General features: G+C 62.5%; 21 protein-coding genes. 8 read left to right on the top strand and 13 right to left on the bottom strand.

Annotation, left to right across the window (positions count from 1 at the left end; translation table 11 throughout):
* The first annotated feature begins 14 nt into the window (after positions 1-14).
* From AC0L2P_RS07685 to rpmG, 5 genes are all read left to right on the top strand, one after another.
* Complete coding sequence (locus tag AC0L2P_RS07685; RefSeq protein WP_473500601.1) at positions 15-749, top strand: NUDIX hydrolase; 735 nt, start codon at positions 15-17, stop codon at positions 747-749.
* A gap of 17 nt (positions 750-766) precedes the next feature.
* A complete protein-coding gene (locus AC0L2P_RS07690; protein WP_473500602.1) occupies positions 767-1,942 on the top strand; it encodes an MFS transporter in 1,176 nt (391 codons plus the stop codon).
* A 110-nt stretch (positions 1,943-2,052) separates the two neighbouring features.
* Positions 2,053-2,514: a YqfO family protein gene (locus AC0L2P_RS07695; protein ID WP_473500603.1), complete on the top strand. Its 462-nt coding sequence runs from the start codon at positions 2,053-2,055 to the stop codon at positions 2,512-2,514.
* A gap of 42 nt (positions 2,515-2,556) precedes the next feature.
* Positions 2,557-2,925, top strand: coding sequence for a YybH family protein (locus tag AC0L2P_RS07700; RefSeq protein WP_473500604.1), 369 nt, complete (start codon positions 2,557-2,559; stop codon positions 2,923-2,925).
* A 233-nt stretch (positions 2,926-3,158) separates the two neighbouring features.
* On the top strand, positions 3,159-3,326 hold the full coding sequence (rpmG, locus tag AC0L2P_RS07705; protein ID WP_006201775.1) for a 50S ribosomal protein L33: 168 nt from the start codon (positions 3,159-3,161) through the stop codon (positions 3,324-3,326).
* 69 nt (positions 3,327-3,395) lie between these two features.
* Here the strand turns inward: rpmG and AC0L2P_RS07710 are convergent, their stop codons facing one another.
* The 8 genes from AC0L2P_RS07710 to AC0L2P_RS07745 form a co-directional block, all read right to left on the bottom strand.
* On the bottom strand, positions 3,396-4,463 hold the full coding sequence (locus tag AC0L2P_RS07710) for an ABC transporter ATP-binding protein (protein ID WP_473500605.1): 1,068 nt from the start codon (positions 4,461-4,463) through the stop codon (positions 3,396-3,398).
* 4 nt (positions 4,464-4,467) lie between these two features.
* Positions 4,468-5,316, bottom strand: a complete 849-nt coding sequence (locus AC0L2P_RS07715) for a carbohydrate ABC transporter permease (protein WP_473500606.1) — start codon at positions 5,314-5,316, stop codon at positions 4,468-4,470.
* Positions 5,316-6,239, bottom strand: coding sequence for a carbohydrate ABC transporter permease (locus AC0L2P_RS07720; protein WP_473500607.1), 924 nt, complete (start codon positions 6,237-6,239; stop codon positions 5,316-5,318). Before AC0L2P_RS07720 ends, AC0L2P_RS07715 begins: the two co-directional genes overlap by 1 nt.
* A gap of 174 nt (positions 6,240-6,413) precedes the next feature.
* Positions 6,414-7,691 carry an ABC transporter substrate-binding protein gene (locus AC0L2P_RS07725; RefSeq protein ID WP_473500608.1) on the bottom strand — a complete coding sequence of 426 codons (1,278 nt, stop codon included), beginning with the start codon at positions 7,689-7,691 and terminating at the stop codon, positions 6,414-6,416.
* Between the two features lie 29 nt (positions 7,692-7,720).
* Positions 7,721-8,908, bottom strand: coding sequence for a PLP-dependent transferase (locus tag AC0L2P_RS07730; RefSeq protein WP_473500609.1), 1,188 nt, complete (start codon positions 8,906-8,908; stop codon positions 7,721-7,723).
* Positions 8,905-9,639, bottom strand: coding sequence for a FadR/GntR family transcriptional regulator (locus AC0L2P_RS07735; RefSeq protein ID WP_473500610.1), 735 nt, complete (start codon positions 9,637-9,639; stop codon positions 8,905-8,907). Before AC0L2P_RS07735 ends, AC0L2P_RS07730 begins: the two co-directional genes overlap by 4 nt.
* 462 nt (positions 9,640-10,101) lie before the next feature.
* Complete coding sequence (locus AC0L2P_RS07740) at positions 10,102-11,475, bottom strand: PleD family two-component system response regulator (protein ID WP_473500611.1); 1,374 nt, start codon at positions 11,473-11,475, stop codon at positions 10,102-10,104.
* Positions 11,476-11,508: 33 nt separating this feature from the next.
* Positions 11,509-11,880, bottom strand: coding sequence for a response regulator (locus AC0L2P_RS07745; RefSeq protein WP_006334976.1), 372 nt, complete (start codon positions 11,878-11,880; stop codon positions 11,509-11,511).
* A gap of 219 nt (positions 11,881-12,099) precedes the next feature.
* Here AC0L2P_RS07745 and AC0L2P_RS07750 point away from each other — a divergent pair, with 219 nt between their 5' ends.
* Positions 12,100-12,399: a DUF3572 domain-containing protein gene (locus AC0L2P_RS07750; protein WP_292657779.1), complete on the top strand. Its 300-nt coding sequence runs from the start codon at positions 12,100-12,102 to the stop codon at positions 12,397-12,399.
* A 66-nt stretch (positions 12,400-12,465) separates the two neighbouring features.
* On the opposite strand, the gene AC0L2P_RS07755 is transcribed toward AC0L2P_RS07750, so the two are convergent.
* Both AC0L2P_RS07755 and AC0L2P_RS07760 read right to left on the bottom strand, forming a co-directional pair.
* Positions 12,466-13,950, bottom strand: coding sequence for a hypothetical protein (locus tag AC0L2P_RS07755; protein ID WP_473500612.1), 1,485 nt, complete (start codon positions 13,948-13,950; stop codon positions 12,466-12,468).
* Between the two features lie 83 nt (positions 13,951-14,033).
* A complete protein-coding gene (locus tag AC0L2P_RS07760; RefSeq protein WP_473500613.1) occupies positions 14,034-14,609 on the bottom strand; it encodes a GNAT family N-acetyltransferase in 576 nt (191 codons plus the stop codon).
* A gap of 68 nt (positions 14,610-14,677) precedes the next feature.
* Between AC0L2P_RS07760 and AC0L2P_RS07765 the strand changes: the two genes are divergently transcribed.
* Entirely contained in the window at positions 14,678-16,006 is a 1,329-nt protein-coding gene (locus tag AC0L2P_RS07765; protein ID WP_473500614.1) for a DNA polymerase IV, read from the top strand.
* Positions 16,007-16,013: 7 nt separating this feature from the next.
* On the opposite strand, the gene AC0L2P_RS07770 is transcribed toward AC0L2P_RS07765, so the two are convergent.
* On the bottom strand, positions 16,014-16,520 hold the full coding sequence (locus tag AC0L2P_RS07770; protein ID WP_473500615.1) for a hypothetical protein: 507 nt from the start codon (positions 16,518-16,520) through the stop codon (positions 16,014-16,016).
* A gap of 171 nt (positions 16,521-16,691) precedes the next feature.
* Here AC0L2P_RS07770 and AC0L2P_RS07775 point away from each other — a divergent pair, with 171 nt between their 5' ends.
* Positions 16,692-17,573: a DMT family transporter gene (locus AC0L2P_RS07775; protein ID WP_473500616.1), complete on the top strand. Its 882-nt coding sequence runs from the start codon at positions 16,692-16,694 to the stop codon at positions 17,571-17,573.
* A gap of 13 nt (positions 17,574-17,586) precedes the next feature.
* Here AC0L2P_RS07775 and dnaE read toward each other — a convergent pair whose 3' ends face one another.
* Entirely contained in the window at positions 17,587-21,114 is a 3,528-nt protein-coding gene (gene dnaE / locus AC0L2P_RS07780; RefSeq protein WP_473500617.1) for a DNA polymerase III subunit alpha, read from the bottom strand.
* A 572-nt stretch (positions 21,115-21,686) separates the two neighbouring features.
* Positions 21,687-23,699 (bottom strand): acetyl-CoA carboxylase biotin carboxylase subunit, encoded by a 2,013-nt coding sequence (locus AC0L2P_RS07785; RefSeq protein ID WP_473500618.1) that lies wholly within the window; start codon positions 23,697-23,699, stop codon positions 21,687-21,689.
* Positions 23,700-24,014 lie beyond the last annotated feature (315 nt).

Raw genomic sequence — 24,014 nt, forward strand, 5'->3', positions numbered from 1 at the left:
GCTAGGTCGAGCGCATGGACGTTATGACCAAGGTGGAAGTCGACAAGATTGAGCGGGTCGCACTCGAGGCCAAGCCTATACGCCCGCGCGACGCCGCGACGCTGATCCTGCTCGACCGACAAGCAGGCGAGTTGCTGGTGCTGATGGGCCGGCGCCACGCCCGTCATGCCTTCATGCCGGGAAAATTCGTGTTTCCCGGCGGCCGCACCGACCCGGCCGACAGCCGCGTCTCGATAGCCACCGCACTTCATCCCGAGGAAGAAGCGAGATTGACCGCTGGCATCGGCCGCACCAGCCCGGCCCGCGCCCGCGCCATTGCCTTGTCGGCAATCCGCGAAACCTATGAGGAGGCCGGCCTGCTGATCGGCCAGAAAGGCACCTTCGCGACCGCCAGACGCGACTGGCAGGGCTTTGTCGAGCACGGCGTCATCCCATCACTGCAAGCGCTGCGCTTCGTTGCACGCGCCATCACACCGCCCAACCGGGTTCGCCGCTTCGATACGCGCTTTCTCGCCGCATGGCGCGACGATGTCGCCGTGCAACTGCCGGGTGGCGGTCCGACCAATGAGTTGGAGGACGTCGTTTGGCTGCCGCTGGCCAAGGCCAGGCAAGCCGATATTCCAGACATCACGCGCACGGTCCTGGAGGAGTTGGAAACGCGGCTCGCCCAGGATCCGCTGCTGAGCCCCGGCAGTCCCGTACCGTTCTACCGACTTGTCCGTAATCGCTTCGTCCGCGAAATTCTCTAGAGCAGCCAGGCACTTTCATGACAGTCGATACCCAGCCGCAGGGCAAGGAACGCGTACACTGGCTGCCGATGGTCGCGGCGATCTCGTCGATCAGCGTCGTCGGCATCGCCATCGGCCTTGGCATGCCGCTGCTCAGCGTGATCCTGGAAACGCGTGGCCATTCCGCGTCGATGATCGGTCTCAACACCGCGGTCGCCGGCCTCGCCTCGATCGCCGGCGCGCCGCTCGCCACCCCGCTTGCCATGCGGTTCGGGGTCGCCTGGACGATGCTTGCCATGATCGCGGCCGGGGCGCTGGCCTTTGTCGGTTTCCATTTCGCGCCGGCTTTCTGGATGTGGTTTCCGCTGCGCGTGCTGCTGCACATCGCGCTGACGGTGCTGTTCATCCTGTCGGAATTCTGGATCAGCACCTCGGCGCCGCCACACCGGCGCGGACTGGTCCTCGGCATCTATGCCACAGTGCTGTCTCTCGGCTTTGCCGCCGGGCCTTGGCTGTTCGCCCATCTCGGCAGCAGCGGTTTCCTCCCATTCGGCGTCACCATCGCGCTCGTAACGCTGGCCGCCATACCGGTTCTGGCGGCGCGCAACGAGAGCCCGACCATCGTCTCCGACGGCGAAACCAGCAATTTTCTGCGTTATATATGGCTGGTGCCGACGGCGACCGCCGCCGTGCTGGTGTTCGGCGCGGTCGAGACCGGCGGCTTTGCCCTGTTCCCGGTCTACGGTAACCGCATCGGCTACTCAGAGGCGGACGCCGCGCTTTTGCTCACCATGATCGGGCTCGGCAACGTGCTGTTGCAGATCCCTATCGGCATGATCAGCGACCGCGTTAGCGACCGCCGCTATCTGCTGATGGCCTGTGCCACCGTCGGACTTGCCGGCACAATCTTCATGCCGTTCTTCGCGCAGAACTGGCATTTGATGGCAGCGCTTCTGTTCGTCTGGGGCGGTGTGGTCGCTGCTATGTACACAATCGGTCTGGCGCATCTTGGCTCGCAGCTTTCCGGCCACGAACTGGCTTCCGCCAACGCCGCCTTCGTGCTTTGCTATGGTGTCGGCATGGTGCTTGGCCCGCAGGCAATCGGCATCGGCATGGACGCTTTCGGGCCGTCGGGCTTCGGTTGGGCGCTCGGCCTGTTCTTCGCCTGCTACATCGTGCTGGTCGGCACCAGGCTGCTCCGCAAAATCCTCTGAGTCGGCCCAGCTGCCGACATCGCTCCCGCCGCTGACCAACTACTGACACAACCATGTCAGGAGGGCTCGAGTATATGCTCCCTCAAAGTGCACGAGCAGGGAGACCTCGGATGATCGACAGTGGCTTTGAAACGAAATCGCTGCGGATGGAATTGCTGCTGCTGGTGACCTTTCAGGCACCGGCAGCCGATGTCGACCGCATCATGGAAGCGGTGGTCGCGATCGCGCCGCTCGGAATGGGCAAATATGACAGCAATGCGTTTCAGTCGGCGGACGGCATCGAACGTTACCGGCCGCTTGAAGGTGCCGCCTCCGGCGCCGAGACGGAATTGCGCAGGCGGCCAGGGACTGTCAAGGTGTCGTTCGAACTGCCCGATGACCAGAAGCTCGCCGCTCGCGTCGTCGAAGCGATTTACCAGGTTCACAGTTATCAGGAGCCGGTGATCCGCATTCAGCCACTGCTTGCCAGCCGCTCCAAGGGCCTCAACGACCGCGCCAACCCGAACCGCTGGTGGAACACGACAGGAGATTGGAAGAAGGCGATGCGGCCGGAAACTGTCGCGGCGGAGTGACCGGAATTCTCGGTTTGAATTTGGCTGTCAGGAAGCCTCCCAATGACCGATGAAGCAAACCGCAAACCGGCAAGCGATCCCCAGGATCTGGCGCGGCTATTGGTTTCTCGCGAGCAAGCGGGAGACGCGGAAGGAATGGCTGCTCTTTATGAACCCGGTGCCACCCTCGACACCGGCAACGGACAGTTGGCCTGCGGCAGAGACGCCATCCGCCGATTTTACGCCAAGTTGGTGGCAGCGGGACGAAAGTTTGACCTCGGAGATCAGCGTCCGGCTATCATTAACGGGGATTTGGCGCTTACGTCCACGCGCCTTGCAGATGGCACCGTGACTGCGGAAATCGCTCGCCGGCAAAGTGACGGGAACTGGCTTTGGGTGATCGATCAGCCGTCCATCGCTCGATACTCATAGCCAGCATTCAAAGTGAGACGCCACCCGCTTCATCCCAGCCTCATCGGCCGGCAATAAACCCGGACAACTCACGTGCCACCTGATCCGGACAACTCATCTGCTTACGACACAGAACCCGGCAAGGGTTGACTTTCCGAGCGCGTTCTTTATGTGTCGCGGCAAGTTTCCCGCGTCCGGGTGTTTCCCCGTGCTCCAGCGGCCAAAACTCCACGAACATTTAACGGACGAACATCATGGCCAAAGCCGCAAACATCAAGATCAAGCTTCTGTCGACCGCCGACACCGGTTTCTTCTACGTGACCAGCAAGAACAGCCGCACCAAGACGGACAAGCTGTCGTTCCGCAAGTACGACCCGGTCGCCAAGAAGCACGTCGAATTCAAGGAAACCAAGATCAAGTAATCGGGTTTTCTCTCGCAGTACCGAAACGCCGCCTTCCGGGCGGCGTTTTTCGTTTTCGGGGATGCAGGTCTAACCGATGCGACCGCCGCTTGCCGGATCGAACAGATGCAGCGATGCCGGATCAGCCGACAGGCGCACGGCCTCACCCGGCTTCACGCTGGCCCGGCCCATGGCAAACACGCAGACCTGCTGGCCGGCAAGCCTGGTATAGAACTGGGTCGACAGGCCGAGCGGCTCCACCACGCCCACTTCTCCCTTCAACGCGCCACTGTCGGCAAGCCGGATGTGTTCGGGCCGCAAGCCGACGGTGATCGCATCGCCGTCCCTGAGCAGCAGGCCGTCCGGCAGCCTCAGCTTCTGCCCGTCGGCCAGGACGGCATCCGGCTTGGCGCCCTTTTCAACCACGGCCGGCAGAAAATTCATGCCGGGCGAGCCGATGAAGCCGGCGACGAACGTGTTGACCGGCCGGTCGTACAGGTCTAGCGGCGCGCCGACCTGCTGGACGAAGCCGTCATGCATGACAACGATGCGGTCGGCCATTGTCATGGCTTCGGTCTGGTCGTGGGTGACGTAGACCGAAGTGGTCTTCAATTGCTGGTGCAGCGCCTTGATCTCGGCACGCATGTGGACGCGCAGCTTGGCGTCGAGGTTCGAAAGCGGCTCGTCGAAGAGAAAGACCTTCGGGTCGCGCACGATGGCCCGTCCCATGGCGACGCGCTGACGCTGGCCGCCGGACAATTGCCGCGGCAGGCGCTGCAGAAGCGCATCAAGCCCGAGCCGCTTGGCGGCACCGTCCACCCTTGCATCGATCGCCGGCTTGCCGGCCTTCCTCAGCATCAGGCTGAAACCCATGTTCTTAGACACGTCCATGTGCGGATAGAGCGCGTAGGACTGGAACACCATGGCAATATCGCGGTCCTTTGGCGCGATGTCGTTGACCAGGCGCTCGCCAATATGGATTTCGCCGTCGGAGACCTCCTCCAGCCCGGCGATCATGCGGAGCAGAGTCGATTTCCCACAGCCGGAAGGGCCGACCAGGACGACGAACTCGCCGTCGGCGATTTCGAGATCGACCGCGTGCAGGACGCGCACGGCTCCATAGTCTTTACGGACTTTGTCGAGTGTGACGGAGGCCATTGATCTATCCCTTGACGGCGCCGGCGGTCAGGCCGGTGACGAGGTAGCGTTGCAGGAAGGCAAAGAAGACGCAGACCGGGATCAGCGCCAGGATGGAGGCAGCCATCATCTGTCCCCAGTCGACCGCGAATTTGCCGATATATGTGAGCAGGCCGACCGCGAAGGTCTTCTGGTCGTCGCTGGAAATCAGCATCAGCGCAAACAGCAACTCGCTCCACGCGGCGGTAAAGACGAAACCGAGCGTCGCCCCCATGCCGGGCAGCGTCAGCGGCACGATCACCTTGCGCATCGCCTGCAGGCGGGTGCAGCCGTCGATCATCGCCGCTTCTTCCAAGTCCCGCGGGATGCCGTCGAAGAAGGATTGCATCAGGAAGGTCGCAAAGGCCGTGTTGAAGGCGGTGTAGATGACGACGAGGCCGGTCAGGCTGTTGATCAGGCCGATCTGCCCCATGATGCGGTAGATCGGCGGAATGACCATGACCAGCGGAAAAGTCTGGGTGAGCAAAAGCAGGATGGCCAGGGTCGCCTTGCCGCGGAAGGAAAATCGCGACATGGCGTAGCCGGCCAGCGTGGCAATGACCGTTACGAAGGCTGCCGTCGACACAGAAACAATCACGCTGTTCACGAAATAGCGCGGAAAATCGGTGGCTTCGAGCACGGTGATGAAGTTCTGCAGCGTCGTTTCCGACGGCCAGAAAGTGATGCCTTCGGAATAGAGCAGCCGCTCCGGCGTGACCGAGATCTTCAGCGTCCAGAAGATCGGGAACAGCGCGAAGGCCATGTAGGCGCCGATGGCTCCATAAAGGCCGATGCCGCCGAGAACGCGCGAGGAAGCGGAACGTCCGGCAATCATCAGACGTGCCTTACCAGCGAACGGCGGATGCCGATCAGCGCAACCGCATAGACGATGAGCAGCACAAGCAGCAGCACCGCCACCGCGGAGGCATAGCCCTTGTCCAGCGACTTGAACGCGCTGACGTAGATATAGACCGGCACTGTGGCCGTCGAACCGGCAGGCCCGCCTTCGGTCATGACGAAGATCAGGTCGGCGAAGGTGGCGATCCATATCGTGCGCAGCATGACGGTAATGACGATGGTCGGCGCCAGGAACGGCAGCGTCACCTTGGTGAAGCGCTGCCACGGCGAGGCACCGTCGATCGCCGCCGCCTCATGCAATTCCGATGGGATCGACTTCAGCGCCGCCAAAAGCGTGATGGCAAAAAAAGGAATGCCGAACCAGACGTTGGCGACGATCGGCCCCCACATGGCTGTCGAGGGATCGGAGAGCACGTTGGTTGGCTCGGCTTTCAGCCCCAATGCATAGAGCCAGTGGGGCAGCGGTCCGATGATCGGATTGAACAGCCAGGCCCAGGTCAGGCCGGAGAGGAAGGACGGCACCGCCCAAGGCAGGAAGACCACCGCCTGCACGATCTTTCTGCCCCGGAACGGCGTGTCGAGCAGCAGCGCCAGGCCAAGTCCAAGGAAGAACTGGAAGAACAGGCTGGCTGCCGTCCACCACAGCGTGTTGACGAGCGCCTGCCCGAGCACGGGATCCGACAGCATCGCCTGATACTGCCCAAGCCCGACATATTCGGATTTGAAAGCGGAGAATTTGCGGAACGAGTAGCCGATGCCGATAACCAGCGGCACCAGCAGCACGATGACCAGCAGCACGATCGCCGGGCTGAGATAGAGCCAGGGCTCGATCGCGTCATGGGATAGCCGCTTCTTTCGCGGCCTGCCGGCGGATCGTATTTCGGACACGGCATAGGTCATACGGACAGCTCTGTTGCGGGCAGCTCTACGGTGACAGGCGGGTGCAGCGACGGCGACAGCGCCGGCAGGCAGATGAGGGGCGGAGCCAGCCCGGCAGAACATAGCGCTGCCCCTAATCCGACCCTATCGGGCCACCTTCTCCCCGCAAGCGGGGAGAAGGAAGAGGAAGAAAAGCTATTTCTTGTTCTTGGCCAGCCAGTCCTGCTGTTCCTTGGTCAGGAACTTGGCCCATTCGTCGGCCACGTCCTTGGCCGCCTTCTGGCCAAGCAGCACTTCCTGAAAATTCTTGATCGCCACCTGGTCGACGAAATTGCCGAGATTTTCCAGATGCGTCGGCGGCGTCACCATCTCGTATTTGTCGCCATTGTTCAGCTCCTCGAACCAGCCTTTGAACTGCTCGGTCCTGAAGTGGGCGTCCTGGTCGGCGCCGTTATGGATCGGAATGACGCCGACTTCCTTTGCCCACTCCAGATTGTCCTTGGGCGACAAAAGCGTTGCCATCAGCTTCCAGGCATCGTCCTTGTGCTGGGAATTGGCAAACATCGCCCAACCGGCATAACCGAGCGTCGGATAGGATTTGCCGCTTGGCCCGACCGGCATCGGCGCCACGGCGAAGTCGTCGGCGCTCATCTTGTCGGCGATGCCAAGCAGCGCGTCGGGATCCTGGTTCAGCATGGCGCAGGTGCCGCTGTAGAAGCCGGTGACGGTCTCGTTAAAACCCCAGCTCACCGCATCTTTCGGTGCCAGGCCGTTCTTGTACATGTCGGCGAGCATCTGCAGGCCCTTGACCGAGCCTTCCTCGTTGATAGTCGAGGTGCCGTCCTCGTTGAAATATCCGCCCTTGCCGGCGGCGATGTTCATAAACATATGCAGGCCGTTGAAGGCGCCCGGGCCGCCGCGCAGACAGTAGCCGTATTTGCCCGGTATCGCCGATATCTTCTTGGAGTCCTCGACGAATTCGTCGAGCGTCGCCGGCGGGCCGTCGAGGCCGGCCTCCTTGAACAGCTTCTTGTTCCAGAACAGCGCGTTCAGGTAATAGCCGTAGGGGATCATGTACTGCTTGTTGTCGACCGTCGAGCCGAATTGCTTGGCACGCTCGCCCAGCGTTTTGGCATCGTCCCATTTGGCCATGTATGGCCCGAGATCCTCGAGCTGGCCGTTGGTCGCATAAAGACCCATCCAGCGTTCCGGCATCTCGACGATGTCGGGCGTGTCGCCGGCCTGCACCATGGTGAGGAACTTCTCGAACGCCTGGCCCCAGGGCAGCGATACCAACTCGACCTTGACACCCGGATTGGCCGCCTCGAATTCGGCGATCTGCTTCTTGAGGAATTCGGTACGCGGCGGACTGGTAATGACCTCGACCATCTTGACCGTGGAATCGGCCAGAACGCTGCCGGCGGAAATCGCCAGACCCGCGACGGCACCAAGAAGGATGCTCAGTTTCTTCATGTTCAGCACTCCCATTTTGAACGGCTCCTTTATCTTTTTGCTCTGTCGAAGGCCTGGGCGACATCGGCCCACAGGTCTTCGACACTTTCCAATCCGACACTGAAGCGGATGGTTCGCGGGCTGACGCCGAAGCGCGCCATCGAATTCAGGCCCGGCGTTTGCTCGAGCGAGGCCTTTGCCGGAACGACCAGGCTCTCATGGCCGCCCCAGCTGACGCCGATGCGAAAGAGTTTCAGCGCATCGACAAAAGCCGGGATGTCGACATCTTCCGTCACTTCGAACGAGAACAGCCCGGCATAGCCGGCAAGCGTCGCCTTGCCTGGATGGTTGGAATAGGCCGGGTGGTTGACCCGCTCAACATGGCCATGCGCCTTCAGCCGTTCGGCGATGGTCAGCCCGCTTTTCATGTGATGCGGCAACCGCAGCGGCAATGTGCGCAGACCACGCAGCAACAGCCAGGCCTCGAAAGGCGAAAGTTTGCCGCCGAGATAGGAATAGGTCTGCTCGTTGATGTGTCGGATATGGGCCGCCGAACCGGCCACCACGCCGGCAACGGTATCGCTGTGGCCGCCGAGATATTTCGAGGCCGAATGCAGCACCAGGTCGACACCGTGCGAAATCGGCTTCTGGAACAGTGGCGTCGCCCAGGAATTGTCGATCGAGGTGATGATGCCCTGCTCTTTGGCTGGCCGCGCCAGCTGCGCTATGTCCTGGAGCTCGAACATCATCGACGTCGGGCTTTCCAGGTAGAGCAGCTTGGCCCCGGGAAGTGCCGCCGCGACCGCGTCCGGATCGGACCCGTCGACATAGTCGACCTTGATGTTGAGCCGTGGCAAAAGCCGTTCGAACAGCCTATAGGCGTCGCCGTAGCAATTGCGCACGACAACCATGCGCTCGCCGGCACCGACGAAAGCAAGCACCGTGGCGCTGATCGCTGCCATGCCGCTGGAAAAGCCGCGCGCGGCTTCCGCGCCTTCGAGAGCGGCGACACGCGCCTCAAACTCCATGACCGTTGGGTTGTCGCCGCGCGAATAGATCGGCTGGCGTCGCCTGCCGGCGAAAGTATCGGCCATCTCGGCATAGTTGGCAAAGGTGAACAGCGAAGTCTGGTAGATCGGCGGCACCACGGCACCCCCGGGGAAAGGTTCGTCATGGGCGAGAAGCGTCGCCGCCTCGGCGAGATAGTCGTTTTCGAAATCGGCGGGATCGTCGGTCATTTCTGGCCTGAAAGTTTGAGTTTGGCCGCACCGCGCTTCAGATCGTCCTCGACGGTGGCGATCAGCTTGAGCGCCTCGGCGCGGGCCCCCTCCGGATCGTGCGCGGCGATGCGTTCGTAGATGGTGCGGTGGTAAGGAAAGCTGGCGTGGCCGAAATCACGCACGCCGAGCGGATGCTCCCAGAAACGATGGAAGAGTTCGTGCATGGCGGCGATGATCTGCTCGAACAGCGGATTGCCGGAAGCGCGATAGATCGACTGGTGGAATTCCCAGTCCTCCTCCGCCGACATCCCGGCGCGCGTGTGGAAGGCTTGCTCCATAATGTCGAGCTTGCGCCCGATCTCGGCGAGATCTACCTGGCCCGCGCGAACGGCGCAAAGGGCGGCGGCTTCCGCCTCCAGCGCGCGGCGGATTTCCAGCGTCTGCACCAGGCTGGTGAGATCATTGCCGCCGGCCAGCGTCAGCGGCATGTGCAGCATGTCCAGCGAGACCACTCCCTTGAGATAGGTGCCGCTGCCTTGCCGCCGCTCTACCAGGCCGAGCCCTTCCCAGCGCGTCAGCGCCTCGCGCACGGTGTTGCGGCTCACCTTGAGGCGCTCGGCAAGGATGCGTTCGGTCGGCAATCTCTGGCCGGGCCCGAGAGCTTCCCGCATCACAAAGCCGGCCAGCGCCTTGAGCACCGCGTCGTCGCGAGCAGTTGCGTGTATGGGCGAAAGGCCGAATTCGGTCATGCCAACGGGTCACCAAAATGGCTCAATGGTCCAACCAATTCTGCATAGAAGACAGGCCCTGTCAATCGGCTGCAGGCACATGCGCATCGCCCCCACCGTGCGGATCAAGGGGCAGTCTACCTGCCACGACAAAAAGCCAGCATCTTCTGTATGCTGGCGCAGAATCCTGATGTGTTTTGAAATTGGGGGCCGGCCGGCGTTTGGCAGCGGTACGAGGAGGCCACTATGTGCCAGCGCCGGCCGGCCGACCCCACGGACCCAGGAGATGCGGCGGACCTGAGCATCATGGGGTATTCTTCGAGTCGAACCGGCGATCTAGCCTCGTGCCGGTTACGTCTAAGGGCTGCACATTTGCGCAACAACTTATGAAAATCAACAGTTTCTTAACCAAGCCTCGCAACTCGCTTGGATTAAGGTAAATTCGTAACCTTGTCGGCTTGACAGGGTAGTTGGCGTTCGGTGCTACGCCGCCTTGGCGACGACGCGATTGCGGCCGCCGCTCTTGGCTTCGTAGAGCGCGAGGTCGGCGCGTTTCATCAGCGCCGCGACCGTATCCAGCCCTTTCAGCACCGACGACACGCCGACACTGACGGTGACTTCGATGGCCTTTCCTTCTGCGCCGACGGCAAACGGCAGCTGGGCGATTTCGGCGCGAATGCGTTCGGCAACCTTTTCGGCTACCGCACCGTCCGTGTCCGGCATCACCACGACGAACTCCTCGCCGCCGAAGCGGCAGGCCAGATCGATCCCGCGCACATTCTTGCGCAGCCGGCGGGCGAATTCGCGCAGCACGTCGTCGCCGCCATCATGGCCATGCGTATCGTTGATGCTCTTGAAGCGGTCCAGATCGGTGATCATCACCGACAGCGGCCGGCGCCGTGCCACCGCGCGGTCGAACAGCGTCTGCAGATGGCTGTCGAGATAGCGGCGGTTGTGCAGGCCGGTCAGGGCATCGGTCACCGCCATCTCGATGGTCTGGGTGACGCTGGCGCGAAGCTGGTCGTTGTAGCGCTTGCGGCGCACTTGCGTGCGCAGCCGCGCGGTCAGCTCCTGCTGGTCGATCGGCCGCATCAGATAGTCGTTGATGCCGAGTTCGAGGCCGCGGATGATGCGCCCCTCCTCGCCCTCGTCCGCCAGAAGGATGATCGGCAGGAAACGGGTGCGATCGAGCGAGCGCAATTGCGAGCAGAGCCTCAGCGGGTCGAAATCGGCGAAGGCCGTCGAGATCATCACGCATTCGTAGGGCTGCTCGGCGGCCTGGAAGAAGCCGGCATGCGGATCGGTGGCGATGTCGAGATCGGCGCTGCCGCGCAGCATCTTCTGGATGCGCTCGAAGGAGGATTTGCGCTCGTCGACCAGCAGCACCTTCGGCACCGCGTCGTCGGCCGCGAAGTTGCGGCTCAACAGCTCCTCGATGCCGATATTGCGCGTCGTCGAGGCGCGCAGCCGCAGCTCGTCGGTCAGCGACTTCAGCCTGACCAGGCTCTTGACGCGCGTCATCAGCTGCAGATCGTTGACCGGCTTGGTCAAAAAATCGTCGGCGCCGGCCTCGAGGCCGCGCACCCGGTCCGAAACCTGATCGAGCGCGGTGATCATCACGACCGGGATGTGCGATGTCGCCGGGTCACCCTTCAGCCGCCGGCAGACCTCAAATCCGTCCATATCGGGCATCATCACGTCGAGCAGCACGACGTCGACCTTGCCGTTCTCGCAGATCTCGATCGCATCCGGCCCGTTGGTGGCGGTCAGAACCTCGAAATATTCGGCAAGCAGCCGAACCTCCAGCAGCCTGACATTGGCTGAGATGTCGTCCACGACGAGTATCCGCGCGGTCATTTCACAAAGCTCCGGCTCGGCTGGAAAGATACATCAGGCATCGCCCAGGTAGGATTTGATGGTCTCGATGAAGCGCGGCACCGAGATCGGCTTGGAGATATATGCCTCGCAGCCGCCCTGGCGGATGCGCTCCTCGTCGCCCTTCATCGCGAAGGCGGTGACGGCGATGACTGGGATGACGTGCAAATCATCGTCCTCCTTCAGCCATTTGGTGACCTCGAGGCCCGACACTTCGGGCAGTTGGATGTCCATCAGAATGAGGTCCGGCCTGTGCTGCCGCGCCAGATCCAGCGCTTCCAGGCCGTTGCGTGTGCGCACCGTCTCGTAGCCGCTCGCTTCGATGAGGTCGCGAAAGAGCTTCATGTTGAGCTCGTTGTCTTCGACGATCATAACCTTTTTAGGCATCGATTTCCCGTCCCGGCTGACCTTCCACTCGAAGGGGTGCCGTCATGCGCCCCTTGCCGGCACGCACCAAACCTGTTCCCACTATACGGCAATATGATTGACGAAACGGAAACCGGCCGCCCGAAAAAGCGTTCGGATTCCAGGTCGGCGAGCTTGCTGCCGGCAACACTTGCCACTACTGCGAAAACAAAACTATTCCGCCGACGAAGGAAGGTAGCGATGGCAAACGCAGCGTCAATGCGCGAGGAAGCGGAAACCATTGCCGTAAAGGCGTTGGGCTTCGTCGCCGCCGATCCGGAACTTCTGCCCCGCTTCCTGGCGATCACCGGCATCGAAGCCCATTCCATCCGCCGGGCAGCCGGCGAGCCGGGATTCCTGGCCGGCGTGCTGCAGTTCATCCTCGCCCACGAGCCGACGCTGATGCGTTTTTCCGAGGAGACCGGAACGCCACCCGCCGCAGTCGGCAAGGCCTTGCGGGCGCTGCCGCTCGGCGACGACAATCATGAGCATTCGATTTAGGCGACGATCCCGAGGCTGCGGGCAAATCGAAGAACCTGCCGCAGACGATGGGCCACTGCTGGTGTTTTATGGTGTTGCCTCTTCCCCACTGTTGTCCGTCCCAGCAGGATCGGCCGGCTTCAGCATGGCGCCGTTGACCGTGACCGAACCGTCTGCCTTGGCGTTGACGACCCATTCCAGTCGACCATCCGGCAGTGCCTTGCCGAACCCTTTGACGGCGAGTGCGAACGGAAAATACTGTGCCGCTTCCGGTTCGGTCTTGGCCGCCGTTTGCAGAGCCTCCACAATCTTGTTATAGCCCGCGACATCGATGGTCATGCTCGCCTCGGGCTTCTTGCCGGGGAACGTCATTTCACCTTCCATCGCGACTTCGACATTGCCGTTCTTCACGGTGCTGTGCCCTAGGACCAGCTTGGGGGTCTTGGCCAGGAAATCAGCGGAAATCTGGTCGCCGAAATCGCTCGGCAGCGGTGGATTTTTATTAAGATCAAGGGTTTCGATGGCCTTTTTCGCCATGCTGTCGAGATCGATATTGGTGCCGCCGAAGTTGAGGTCGATATCCGTCGGCAGCAACGCAACGCTCCAGCTGGGCAGCACCTGCTGTGGTATTGTCAGACCGGAAACCTTGAACGCGTAGTTGATCTTGCCGTCCTTGGCGATGCCGTCCATGCCGACGGCGGTATTCAGTTGGGTCGCACCGAACTTGCCTACCGGGCTCTCCACCACAAAGTCCTTGAAGCCGTAGGTGCCGTCGATCCGCTCCCACAATGGCAGTGCTGCCGTCAGAAGCGATTTGAACTCCGCCTCATCCGCCTTGAATTTGGCTGCATCATCAGTCGCCAAGATGAAAGCAAGCAGGTCGAGCAGCGGCCTTGTCCGCAAACCCTTGCCGGTCGCATCCACGGAAAGTTCAGGCGCTTTTACAGCAGCCGGAAAACTCAACCCACTTTTCGGATCGTTGACTTTGATCGTTTCGGCGAAGTTCCTTATTTTTTCCGTCACCGTGAAATCAATGCCGCCATTTGCGGATTTGGTCGAAACTATTACGGCAGTGCCAGGACCGACCGTGACATCCGCCTGCTGCTTGGGCTCTCGGGTGGTCATCGTCATGCCAGCCATCGAACCGGTTGCGCTCGCGAAAGCGGCCAGGTCGGGGTCATAAACTCCGGTGAACTTGTTGTCCGACACGGAGAAGTCGATGTGCTGCGCCCCCTCAGGGCCAACGAAATCGACAGACCCCTTCGGGGACACGTCCGCCGAAACGTCCCACTGTCCATCTTTGCGTGGCTTGACCAAGATGAAGTAAGGCGTGAAGTCGAACTTGAAGGCTTGCTGCTTTGCCATCAAATCCGTGACCGGCTTGAAGTCGAATGCGAGCTTGTAGGCATCGCCGTCGACTGAAATTTTCACGAACCCGGTATCGAACGGCTTCTTGCCGATGTAGTGCGCCAGATCGTCGGAAAGCTGCTTCGCGCCTTGCCTGTCGACCGCTTGGCCCAAGGCCGGTGCGCTGCAGGCAAGAAGTAAAACAAATGGCAAAACACGCTTCATGTTAACCCCCATTTTCGATCACTGAACTCAAAGCCGCTTCGAGCATTGATAGGACGATACCGTCACAGCCACAACACAACCAGCTAAAGCGCCAGCCGCACCAGCGGCCGGCCCGGCTTGCGTTCGACCAGCCGCTGGAAGCCGGCCTTTTCGAAGACCCGCGATGAGCCGACGAACAGCCCGATCGAGCGCGAATCCTTCGACAGGTCGATCGGGCAGGCCTCGATCAGGCGCGCGCCGTTCCGGCGGGCGAACTCGATGCCGCCCGCGACCAGACGGTGCGACAGGCCCCTGCCGCGTGCCTTGGCGCGGATGAAAAAGCAGGAGATCGCCCAGACGCCTGGATCGGTGGCATCGGCGGGGTCGAGCGGCGCCGACCCCCTGCCATGGTTGTTCCACTCCGGCACGTCGGCGCGCGGACCGATCTGCATCCAGCCGACTGCCTTGCCGTCCTCGAATGCTAGCAGACCGGGCGGCGGCCCGGTCTCGACCCGCGCCTTGATATGATCCTTGTTGCGCTCCCGGTTGCTCGCGCGGCGCACTGCCGGCGACAGCCGGAAATGTGTGCACCAGCAGCCGTAGCAGGCGCCTTGCTTGCCGAAAAGGTCTTCGAAATCCGCCCAAAGCTCGGGCACTAGCGGCGCTATGGTCGTATTCATGAGCTCTCTCCCGGCCCACCGCCTTGTCGTGGCGTCCGTCCTGACGTACCATTGCATTTGTTCTCTTTATGTTCGCAGCGATGGCGGCCCCTGTCAACAATCCCGAACACGGTTTTTGCCGCGACTGCCTGAGTTTTCAGCGCAGCGAGGCACGCCGTTGCGAGCGCTGCGGCAGTCCACGGCTTGCCCGCCATCCGGAGCTCTACCGGCTGCATCTTGCCCATATCGATTGCGACGCGTTCTACGCGGCGGTCGAAAAGCGCGACAACCCGGCGCTGAAGGACCGGCCATTGATCATCGGCGGCGGCAAGCGCGGCGTCGTCTCCACCGCATGCTATATCGCCCGCATCCATGGCGTGCGCTCGGCAATGCCGATGTTCAAGGCGCTCGAAGCCTGCCCGGAAGCGGTGGTCCTCCCGCCAGACATGGAAAAATACGTCCGCGTCGGCCGCGAGGTTCGCGCCATGATGCAGGCGCTGACGCCGCTGGTCGAGCCGCTCTCGATCGACGAGGCCTTTCTCGACCTCGCCGGTACCGAGCGCCTGCACGGCCTGCCGCCCGCGGTGGTGCTGGCGCGCTTCGCGCTCAGCGTCGAAAAACAGATCGGCATCACCGTTTCGGCCGGCCTTTCCTACTGCAAGTTCCTGGCCAAAGTGGCGTCGGACTTCCGCAAGCCGCGCGGCTTTTCGGTGATCGGCGAGGCCGAGGCTATCGGCTTCCTGGCCGAGCAGCCGGTGACGCTGATCTGGGGCGTCGGCAAGGCCTTTGCCGTCACCCTCGAGCGCGACGGCATCCGCACCATCGGCCAGCTGCAGCGCATGGAACGCGGCGACCTGATGCGCCGCTACGGCGTCATGGGCGACCGCCTCTACCGGCTTTCGCGCGGCGAGGACGACCGTCGCGTCGTTCCCGACCAGGACGCGAAAAGCGTCTCGGCGGAAACCACTTTCGACACCGACATTGCCTCCGTCGAAGAACTGGTTTCGGTGCTGAGGGCGCTGTCGGAAAAAGTCTCGGCCCGGCTGAAAAAATCCGGCATTGCCGGACGCACCGTCGTCCTCAAGCTGAAGACCCAGGATTTCAAGATCCGCACGCGCAATCGCCAGCTCGGCGATCCGACCCGGCTGGCCGACCGCATTTTCTCGACCGGGCTCGAGCTGTTGCGCAAGGAAGCGGATGGCACGAAATACCGGCTGCTCGGCATTGGCGTCAGCGATCTCTCCGACGATGACAGCGCGGACCCGCCCGATCTGGTCGACGTCCAGTCACGCAAGCGCGCCATGGCCGAAGGCGCCATCGACACGCTGCGCGACAAGTTCGGCCGCAGGGCGGTGGAAACCGGCTATACCTTCGGCAAGGGCCGCGATGCCCATCCGCCCGAACCGGTCGAGGAATGAATGATCGTCAGGTGCGCCGCAGATCGATCCGGGTGGTCACCACGCTCTTGCCGGTTTTCGGATCGGTATCGACGACGATCAGCCGCATGCCGTCCTCACCGTTCTTCTCGACCCTCATTTGCGCCGTGCGATCGCCATTGACCTCCTTGGCCCAATGGATGCCGAGATTGATTGCGTTGCCGGAGCGGCTGCCGCTCAGTTGCGCCGGCCCGGTGCGCGATCCGACATAGGTGCCGCTGTATTTCGCCCCGCTGGATCTGAGATCCGCGCTGATGGCGCGCGTCACGACGACAAGACCACGGCAGCTGCCGTCGAGCGACAACGAGCTCGACGTCGCGTCGGAATTGAAATGACACGAGACATTCACCGTCGGCGCATCGGTGGTGACCTTGACGATGCCTTTACCCGCGAAATTCCCCTGGAATGAGCGAAGAAAATCCGGATCGTCGGCATGCGCTGCGCCAGCCCCGGCCGTCAGGCAGCCGGCAAGTACAAATCGTGCGAGTGATTTCATCGGACCGCTCCTCGTTGGTATCCAAACCAGCACGCAAACACTGAGGGACCAACGCTTCCCTCAGCCGCGAGTTCCGGCTTCAACATCACTGTTTGCAACGCTTCACGCTGGCCCAGTCGAATGCGTCGGCTAGCGGTTGCGATGAGAGCCCCGGCTTGCGACATAGCGCGCATGGCACCTGCACCTTCGATCCCCAAGGCCGCGTTCTGGATGGCGCTGTCGATCGCCTCGTTCCTGGCGATGTCGGTGGCTGGCCGGGCCACGACGGCCGAACTCAACGTCTTCCAGGTGCTCGAGCTGCGCTCGGTGATCGGCTTTTTCATACTGTTGCCGCTGGTCATGATATCAGGCGGCTTTGACGCGATGCGCACCAGGCGTCCGCTGGCCCATATCGCCCGCAACGTCGTCCACTATACCGGCCAGGCTGCCTGGCTCTACGCCCTGACGCTCATCCCGCTTGCCGTGCTGATCTCGATCGAATTCACCACGCCGATCTGGACCGCTTTGCTGGCCGTCGCTTTCCTCGGCGAAAGGCTCTCCCGGCCACGGCTCGCGGCGATCGTGCTCGGGCTGATCGGCGTTGTAATCATCGTGCGTCCGGGCGTCGGCGCGGTCAATCCGGGACATGTCATCGTGCTGGGAGCCGCGGTCTGCTTCGGCGTCTCGGTGGTCCTCGTCAAGTCGCTGACGCGGACGGACAGCGTCGTGCGCATCATCTTCTGGATGCTGATCATCCAGTCGGTGCTTGGCCTCGTCCCGGCGCTTTACGAATGGCGCAACCCGCCGCTCGAGCTCTGGCCGTGGATCCTGCTGATCGCCTTCACCGGCATGTCCTCGCATTTCTGCATGGCCCGCGCACTTGTCCATGCCGATGCAACCGTCATCTCGCCAATGGACTTTTTGCGCGTGCCGCTGTCGGCGGTGATCGGGTGGTTGCTCTATCACGAGCAGATCGACGCCTTCACCGCCTGCGGCGGTGCGCTGATCCTGCTCGGCAATCTGCTCAATCTGCAGCGCAGAGCACAGCAACCGGCGGAGATCGCCGCGTCATAAGCGTGCGATACTCTTAGACCAGTTCCACCTCGACCACGCCCGGCACAGCACGCATGGCCGACGCGATCTGCGGCGAAACGCGATAACGGTTGGGCAGTTCGATCTCGACCTCGCCCTCGCCGCCTTCCTTGACGACGATGATGCTCACCTGACTGTCGCCACGCTGGCCAAGCTGCGATTGGATTGTCGATGCCGGTGCGTCATTCCTGACGAAGATACGCAACGCTTTCTGGATACGGCTTGCCTCGTCCTCCAGCGACTGCACGGTTTGGATGCGCAGATTGACGCCTTCCGGCCTGTCCTCGGCCGAAACGGTGATGACCACCGAGCGGCCGGGTTCGAGCAGGTCGCGGTATTGCGCCAGCCCCTCGGAAAACAGCACCGCTTCATACTGGCCTGACGTGTCGGAAAACTGCACGACGCCCATCTTGTTGCCGGTGCGCGTCTTGCGTTCCTGCTTGGTCGTGACCGTACCGGCGAGCCGGCCGGCGGCAGCACCGCGTTTGACGGCGGCCGAAAACTCGCCCCAGGTCTGCACCCGCATTTTCTGCAGCGCCGCCTTGTATTCGTCGAGCGGATGGGCGGAGAGATAGAACCCCACCACCTGGAATTCACGGTGCAGGCGGTCGGCGGCGAGCCAGGGCTCGGTCGCCGGCAGGTTGAGCGCCTGCGACTGTGCGCCGAGCGAGGCGCCAAAGATGTCGTGCTGGCCGGTAACGGCGTTCTGCTGCGCCAGCGACGCCAGCCCCATCATCCGCTCGACCCCGGCCATCATCGCCGCGCGGTCATGACCGAACCAGTCGAGCGCGCCGGCCATGATCAGGCTTTCGAAGACGCGTTTGCCGACGATCTTCGGATCGACCCTTTCGCAAAAATCGGCGAGGCTCTTGAACGGTTTTTCGCCGCGCGTGGCGACAATGTGCTCGACCGCCGCGTCGCCGACGCCCTTGAGCGCGGCCAGCGAATAGAAGATGCGGTTCTCGCCGACCTCGAAATCCCGGAACGACGTCATCACCGACGGCGCCACCACCTCGATGCCGAGGCGCAGCGCATCCTGGCGGAAATCGGCGAGCTTGTCGGTATTGCCCATGTCGAGCGTCATCGATGCGGCCAGGAATTCGACGGGGTAATGCGCCTTCAGATAGGCCGTCTGGTAGGAGACGACGGCATAGGCGGCGGCATGCGATTTGTTGAAACCGTAGTCGGCGAACTTTGCCAGCAGGTCGAAGATGAAGTCGGCTTGCGGCTTGCCGACGCCGCGCTCCACCGCACCCGAAACAAAGCGCTCGCGCTGCTTGTCCATCTCGGCGCGGATCTTCTTGCCCATGGCGCGGCGCAGCAGATCGGCTTCGCCCAGCGAATAGCCGGAGAGCTCCTGCGCGATCTGCATCACCTGTTCCTGGTAGACGATGACGCCTTGCGTCTCCTTGACGAGATGGTCGATCTTCGGGTGGATCGACGCCATCTCCTCCTCGCCGTGCTTTCTGGCGTTGTAGGTCGGGATGTTCTCCATCGGCCCCGGCCGGTAGAGCGCGACCAGCGCAATGATGTCCTCGATGCAGTCGGGCCGCATGCCGATCAGCGCCTTGCGCATGCCGGCGCTTTCCACCTGGAACACGCCGACGACCTCGCCGCGCGACAGCATGGCGTAGGTTTCCGGGTCGTCGAGCGGAATATGGGCGAGATCTATTTCGATGCCGCGGCGGCGGATCAGCTTGACCGCCCTGTCCAGCACCGTCAGCGTCTTCAGGCCAAGGAAGTCGAATTTCACCAGCCCGGCCTGCTCGACATACTTCATATTGAACTGGGTGACCGGCATGTCCGAGCGCGGATCGCGGTACATCGGCACCAGTTCCGACAGCGGCCGGTCGCCGATGACGATGCCGGCGGCGTGCGTCGAGGCGTGCCGATAAAGACCTTCCAGCTTCTGCGCCGTGTCGAGCAGCGTCTGCACGACCGGCTCACGCTCCGCCTCTTCGGCAAAGCGCGGCTCGTTGGCGATGGCGTCGGCGAGCTTGACCGGATTGGCCGGGTTCGACGGCACCATCTTGCTCAGCTTGTCGACCTGGCCGTAAGGCATCTGCAGCACACGGCCGACATCGCGCAGCACCGCGCGCGCCTGCAGCGTGCCGAAAGTGATGATCTGGCCGACCTGGTCGCGGCCGTATTTCTGCTGGACGTAGCGGATGACCTCCTCGCGCCGGTCCTGGCAGAAGTCGATGTCGAAGTCGGGCATCGACACGCGGTCGGGATTGAGGAAGCGCTCGAACAGCAGCGAAAAGCGCAGCGGATCGATGTCGGTGATGGTCGTGGCATAGGCGACCAGCGAGCCGGCGCCCGAACCGCGGCCCGGCCCGACCGGAATGCCTTGCGCCTTCGCCCATTTGATGAAGTCGGCGACGATCAGGAAATAGCCGGGATATTTCATCTTCTCGATGACGCCGAGCTCGAAATCCAGCCTCTTGCGATATTGCTCGACTGTATAGCCGGGCGTCGGCCCGTGCGCCGCAAGCCGTGCCTCCAGCCCTTCATGCGCCTGCTTGGCAAGCTCCTGCGCCTCCGCTTTGACCGCCGCATCGGCGTCGGCGACATCGCGGCCGGCAAAGCGCGGCAGGATCGGATTGCGCGTCTTCGGGTAATACGAGCAGCGCAGCGCGATCTCGACGGTGTTGTCGATTGCTTCTGGCAGATCGGCGAACAGCCTCGCCATATCGGCCTGGCTTCTCAGGAAATTGTCGGCCGACAGCCGCCGCCGATTGTCGGCCGCAACTACGGAGCCTTCGGCGATGGCGATTAGCGCGTCATGCGCCTCATAGTCTTCACGAGAAAAGAAAAACGCCTCGTTGGTGGCAACCAGCGGCAGATCGTGGCGGTAGGCGAGGTCGAGCGACGACTGCTCGATCGCGCGGTCATAGCCGGAGACGCGCTCCAGTTCGACATAGAGACGGTCGCCGAACAGGCTCTTGAGCCCTAAGAGCCGGGTCTCGGCGAGTTCGCGGCGGTCCTCCTTCAAGGCATTGCCGATCGGACCGCGCGGCCCGCCCGTAAGGCAGATCAGACCGTCTGAATGGCCCTGCAGCATCTCGGTCGTCAGATGCACCGCTTCGCCGGGCGGTGTCTCGAGGTAGACGCGGCTGACCAGCCTGACCAGATTGCCGTAGCCGGCCTCGGTTGCGGCGATCAGGACAACCGGCCGCATCTCCGGCCCTTGCCGCCTGCGGTCGCGCTGGCTGTCGCTCGCCTCACCGGAAAAGGCGAGGTCGATCTGGCAGCCGATGATCGGCTGGATGCCGTCCTTTACCGCCTTCTGGGCGAATTCCAGTGCGCCGAACAGATTGTTGGTATCGGTGACGGCAATTGCCGGGCACTCGTCCTGCACCGCATAGCCGACGATCTTGCCGAGCTGCAGGGCACCTTCGAGCAGCGAATAGGCCGAATGCACGCGCAGATGAATGAACCGACGCGCCGCCTGCTCCGCCCGCGACGCCTTCGCATAGGCCTCGCGCAGCAAGGGATCGCGTGGAAGTCTCTCATCCGCCATGGTTTTTTCGTGCCTCACAAGGACTCAGTCGACGAAGATGTATAGTCCGGCAGCAGGTAGCACTAGTCCAGCGGATCGGAGCCTTGCGAGCCTAGCAATCGCTCCCGTCGGCAGAAAAGGCGCCGCCCCCAAAGCTGCCAATCTCGCCGTTAGAGGGGGAGATGTCCGGCAGGACAGAGGCGGGCGCTGTCCCGCCAACCTCAGGCCCTGAAAAACACAAAACCCGCCACAGCGGCGGGTCGTTGGAGCCAATTAGCACCATACCCAAATTAGTAGCATAGCTGCCGGCACAAAGCAAGAACAAAATACGTTGCGACGACGAAAAATGTGAATTCTTGTCCGGAGGTCGTTGCTCAACCAGTTTTCGGTCGCGTTCCTTCGCGCCCCCCTCTGTCCTGCCGGACATCTCCCCCACGAGGGGGGAGATTGGCAGTTTCGGCGCCTCCCTCGGTCCTGCAACGTTGGGAAATTGGCGAAAGCGGAGATGACGGCCGATCTCCCCCCACTTGGGGGGAGATGTCCGGCAGGACAGAGGGGGCGCGAAGGAGCGCGACCTCAGGCGGGTTCCAGCCTCACGCGAATTCCATGATCACCGCATCGACGGCAAGGCTGTCGCCGGGCTTGGCGTTGAGCTTCGACACTATGAGGTCGCGCTCGGCGCGCAGCACGTTTTCCATCTTCATCGCCTCGACCACGGCAAGCGTCTCGCCGGCCTTGACCTCCTGCCCTTCGGCAACGGCGATCGACACGACGAGGCCGGGCATCGGGCAAAGCAGCATCTTCGAAGTATCCGGCGCGATTTTTTCAGGCATCAGCCGTTCGAGCTCGGCGATGCGCGGCAGCATGGCGCGCGCCGTTACGGATATGCCCTTCCAGGCGATGCGGAACCCGTTCAGCACCGGCCTGACCTGCGCCGCGACCTTGCGGCCGCCGACCGTGCCGCGCCAGATGAGATCGCCCGGCCGCCAGTCGGATGTCACGGCCAGCGGCTTGCCGCCGTCGATTGTGAGATCGAGCTCCACCGGAATGGAGATCATGCCTTCGACGATGGCGAGCGAAAGATAATCCCGTCCGATCTTCACCACCCAATCGCGTTTCAAGGCGCCCGAATGCGGTGTCAGCCGCCCGCCCAGGCGGTCGAGCCGGTCGCGGCGCAGAAGTTCGACCGCGGTAGCGATCGCAGCCAGCACCGCTTTCTCCTCGGGGTCTGGCACGATCGGCGCAAAGCCGTCGGGATATTCCTCGGCGATGAAAGCGGTGGACAGCCGCCCTTCGCGCCAGCGCGGATGCTGCATCAGCGCCGCCAGGAACGGTATGTTATGCTCGATGCCGTCGACGACGAAACTGTCCAGCGCTTCCGACATCGCATCGATCGCCGCCAGCCGCGTCGGCGCCCAGGTGCACAGCTTGGCGATCATCGGGTCATAGTACATCGAGATTTCCGAGCCTTCGGTGACGCCGGTGTCGTTGCGGATGACGATGTCGCCGAATTTTCCTTCTTCCGGCGGCCGGTATTTCGTCAGCCGGCCAATCGACGGCAGAAAGTTGCGATACGGATCTTCGGCATAGAGGCGGCTTTCCACCGCCCAGCCGTTCAGCTTGACGTCGCTCTGCTTGATGGCGAGCTTTTCGCCGGCTGCCACGCGGATCATCTGCTCGACCAGGTCGATGCCGGTGATGAGCTCCGTTACCGGATGCTCGACCTGCAAGCGCGTGTTCATTTCCAGGAAATAGAAGTTCTTGTCGCTGTCGACGATGAATTCGACCGTGCCCGCGCTCTGGTAATCGACCGCCTTGGCCAGCGCCACGGACTGCTCGCCCATGGCTTTGCGGGTCTTGGCATCGAGGAACGGCGACGGCGCCTCCTCCACGACCTTCTGGTTTCGGCGCTGGATCGAGCATTCGCGCTCGCCGAGGTAGAGCGTGTTGCCATGTGCGTCGGCGAGCACCTGGATTTCGATATGGCGCGGATCGACGATAAACTTTTCGATGAAGACGCGGTCATCGCCGAACGAGCTTTTGGCCTCCGAGCGCGCCCGGTCGAAGCCATCGCGCACCTCTGCCTTGCTCCAGGCGATGCGCATGCCCTTGCCGCCGCCGCCGGCCGAGGCCTTGATCATCACGGGGTAGCCGATTTCGCCGGCTATCCTTTCGGCATGCTCGGCGTTGTCGACGACACCGAGCCAGCCGGGCACCGTCGAAACCTTGGCCGCATTGGCGAACTTCTTCGATTCGATCTTGTCGCCCATCGCCTTGATGGCTTTGGGCTTCGGACCGATGAAGACGATGCCTTCCTGCTCCAGCGCTTCGCAGAAGGATGCCCGCTCGGACAGGAAACCGTAGCCGGGATGCACGGCCTCAGCCCCTGCCGCCTTGCAGGCGGCGATGATCTTTTCCGCGACCAGATAACTTTGCACGGCAGGGGAAGGCCCGATATGCACCGCCTCGTCGGCCATTTCGACATGCACGGCGTCGCGGTCGGCGTCGGAATAGACCGCGACGGTGGCGATGCCCATCTTGCGCGCCGTCTTGATCACGCGGCAGGCGATCTCGCCACGGTTGGCGACCAGGATCTTTGTGAACATGCAGGCCTCGTCCCTCGGCTGCCCTTTTTTACGGGCTTCCCGTTTTATGGGCTTCAGGGGGCCGGTCAAGGCAAGTCGGAGCCTATCCCGGATGCAAATCGGCGAGCGCTGACGAAAATCCGGGGTCGGAACGTCGCTTCGTGCATAGCGCAGAGCTGAGAGGTAAGTTAAATCTAACCTGGACTGCAGACTGTCTTGGGAGGATTGCCTGATGAAAACGCTCGCCGCTGTCGCCGTCGCCGCCGGAAAGCCGCTGGAGATCATGGAGGTCGACCTCGAAGGTCCCCGCGATGGCGAGGTGCTGGTCGAGATCAA

Source organism: Mesorhizobium sp. WSM4836, from assembly GCF_055811815.1.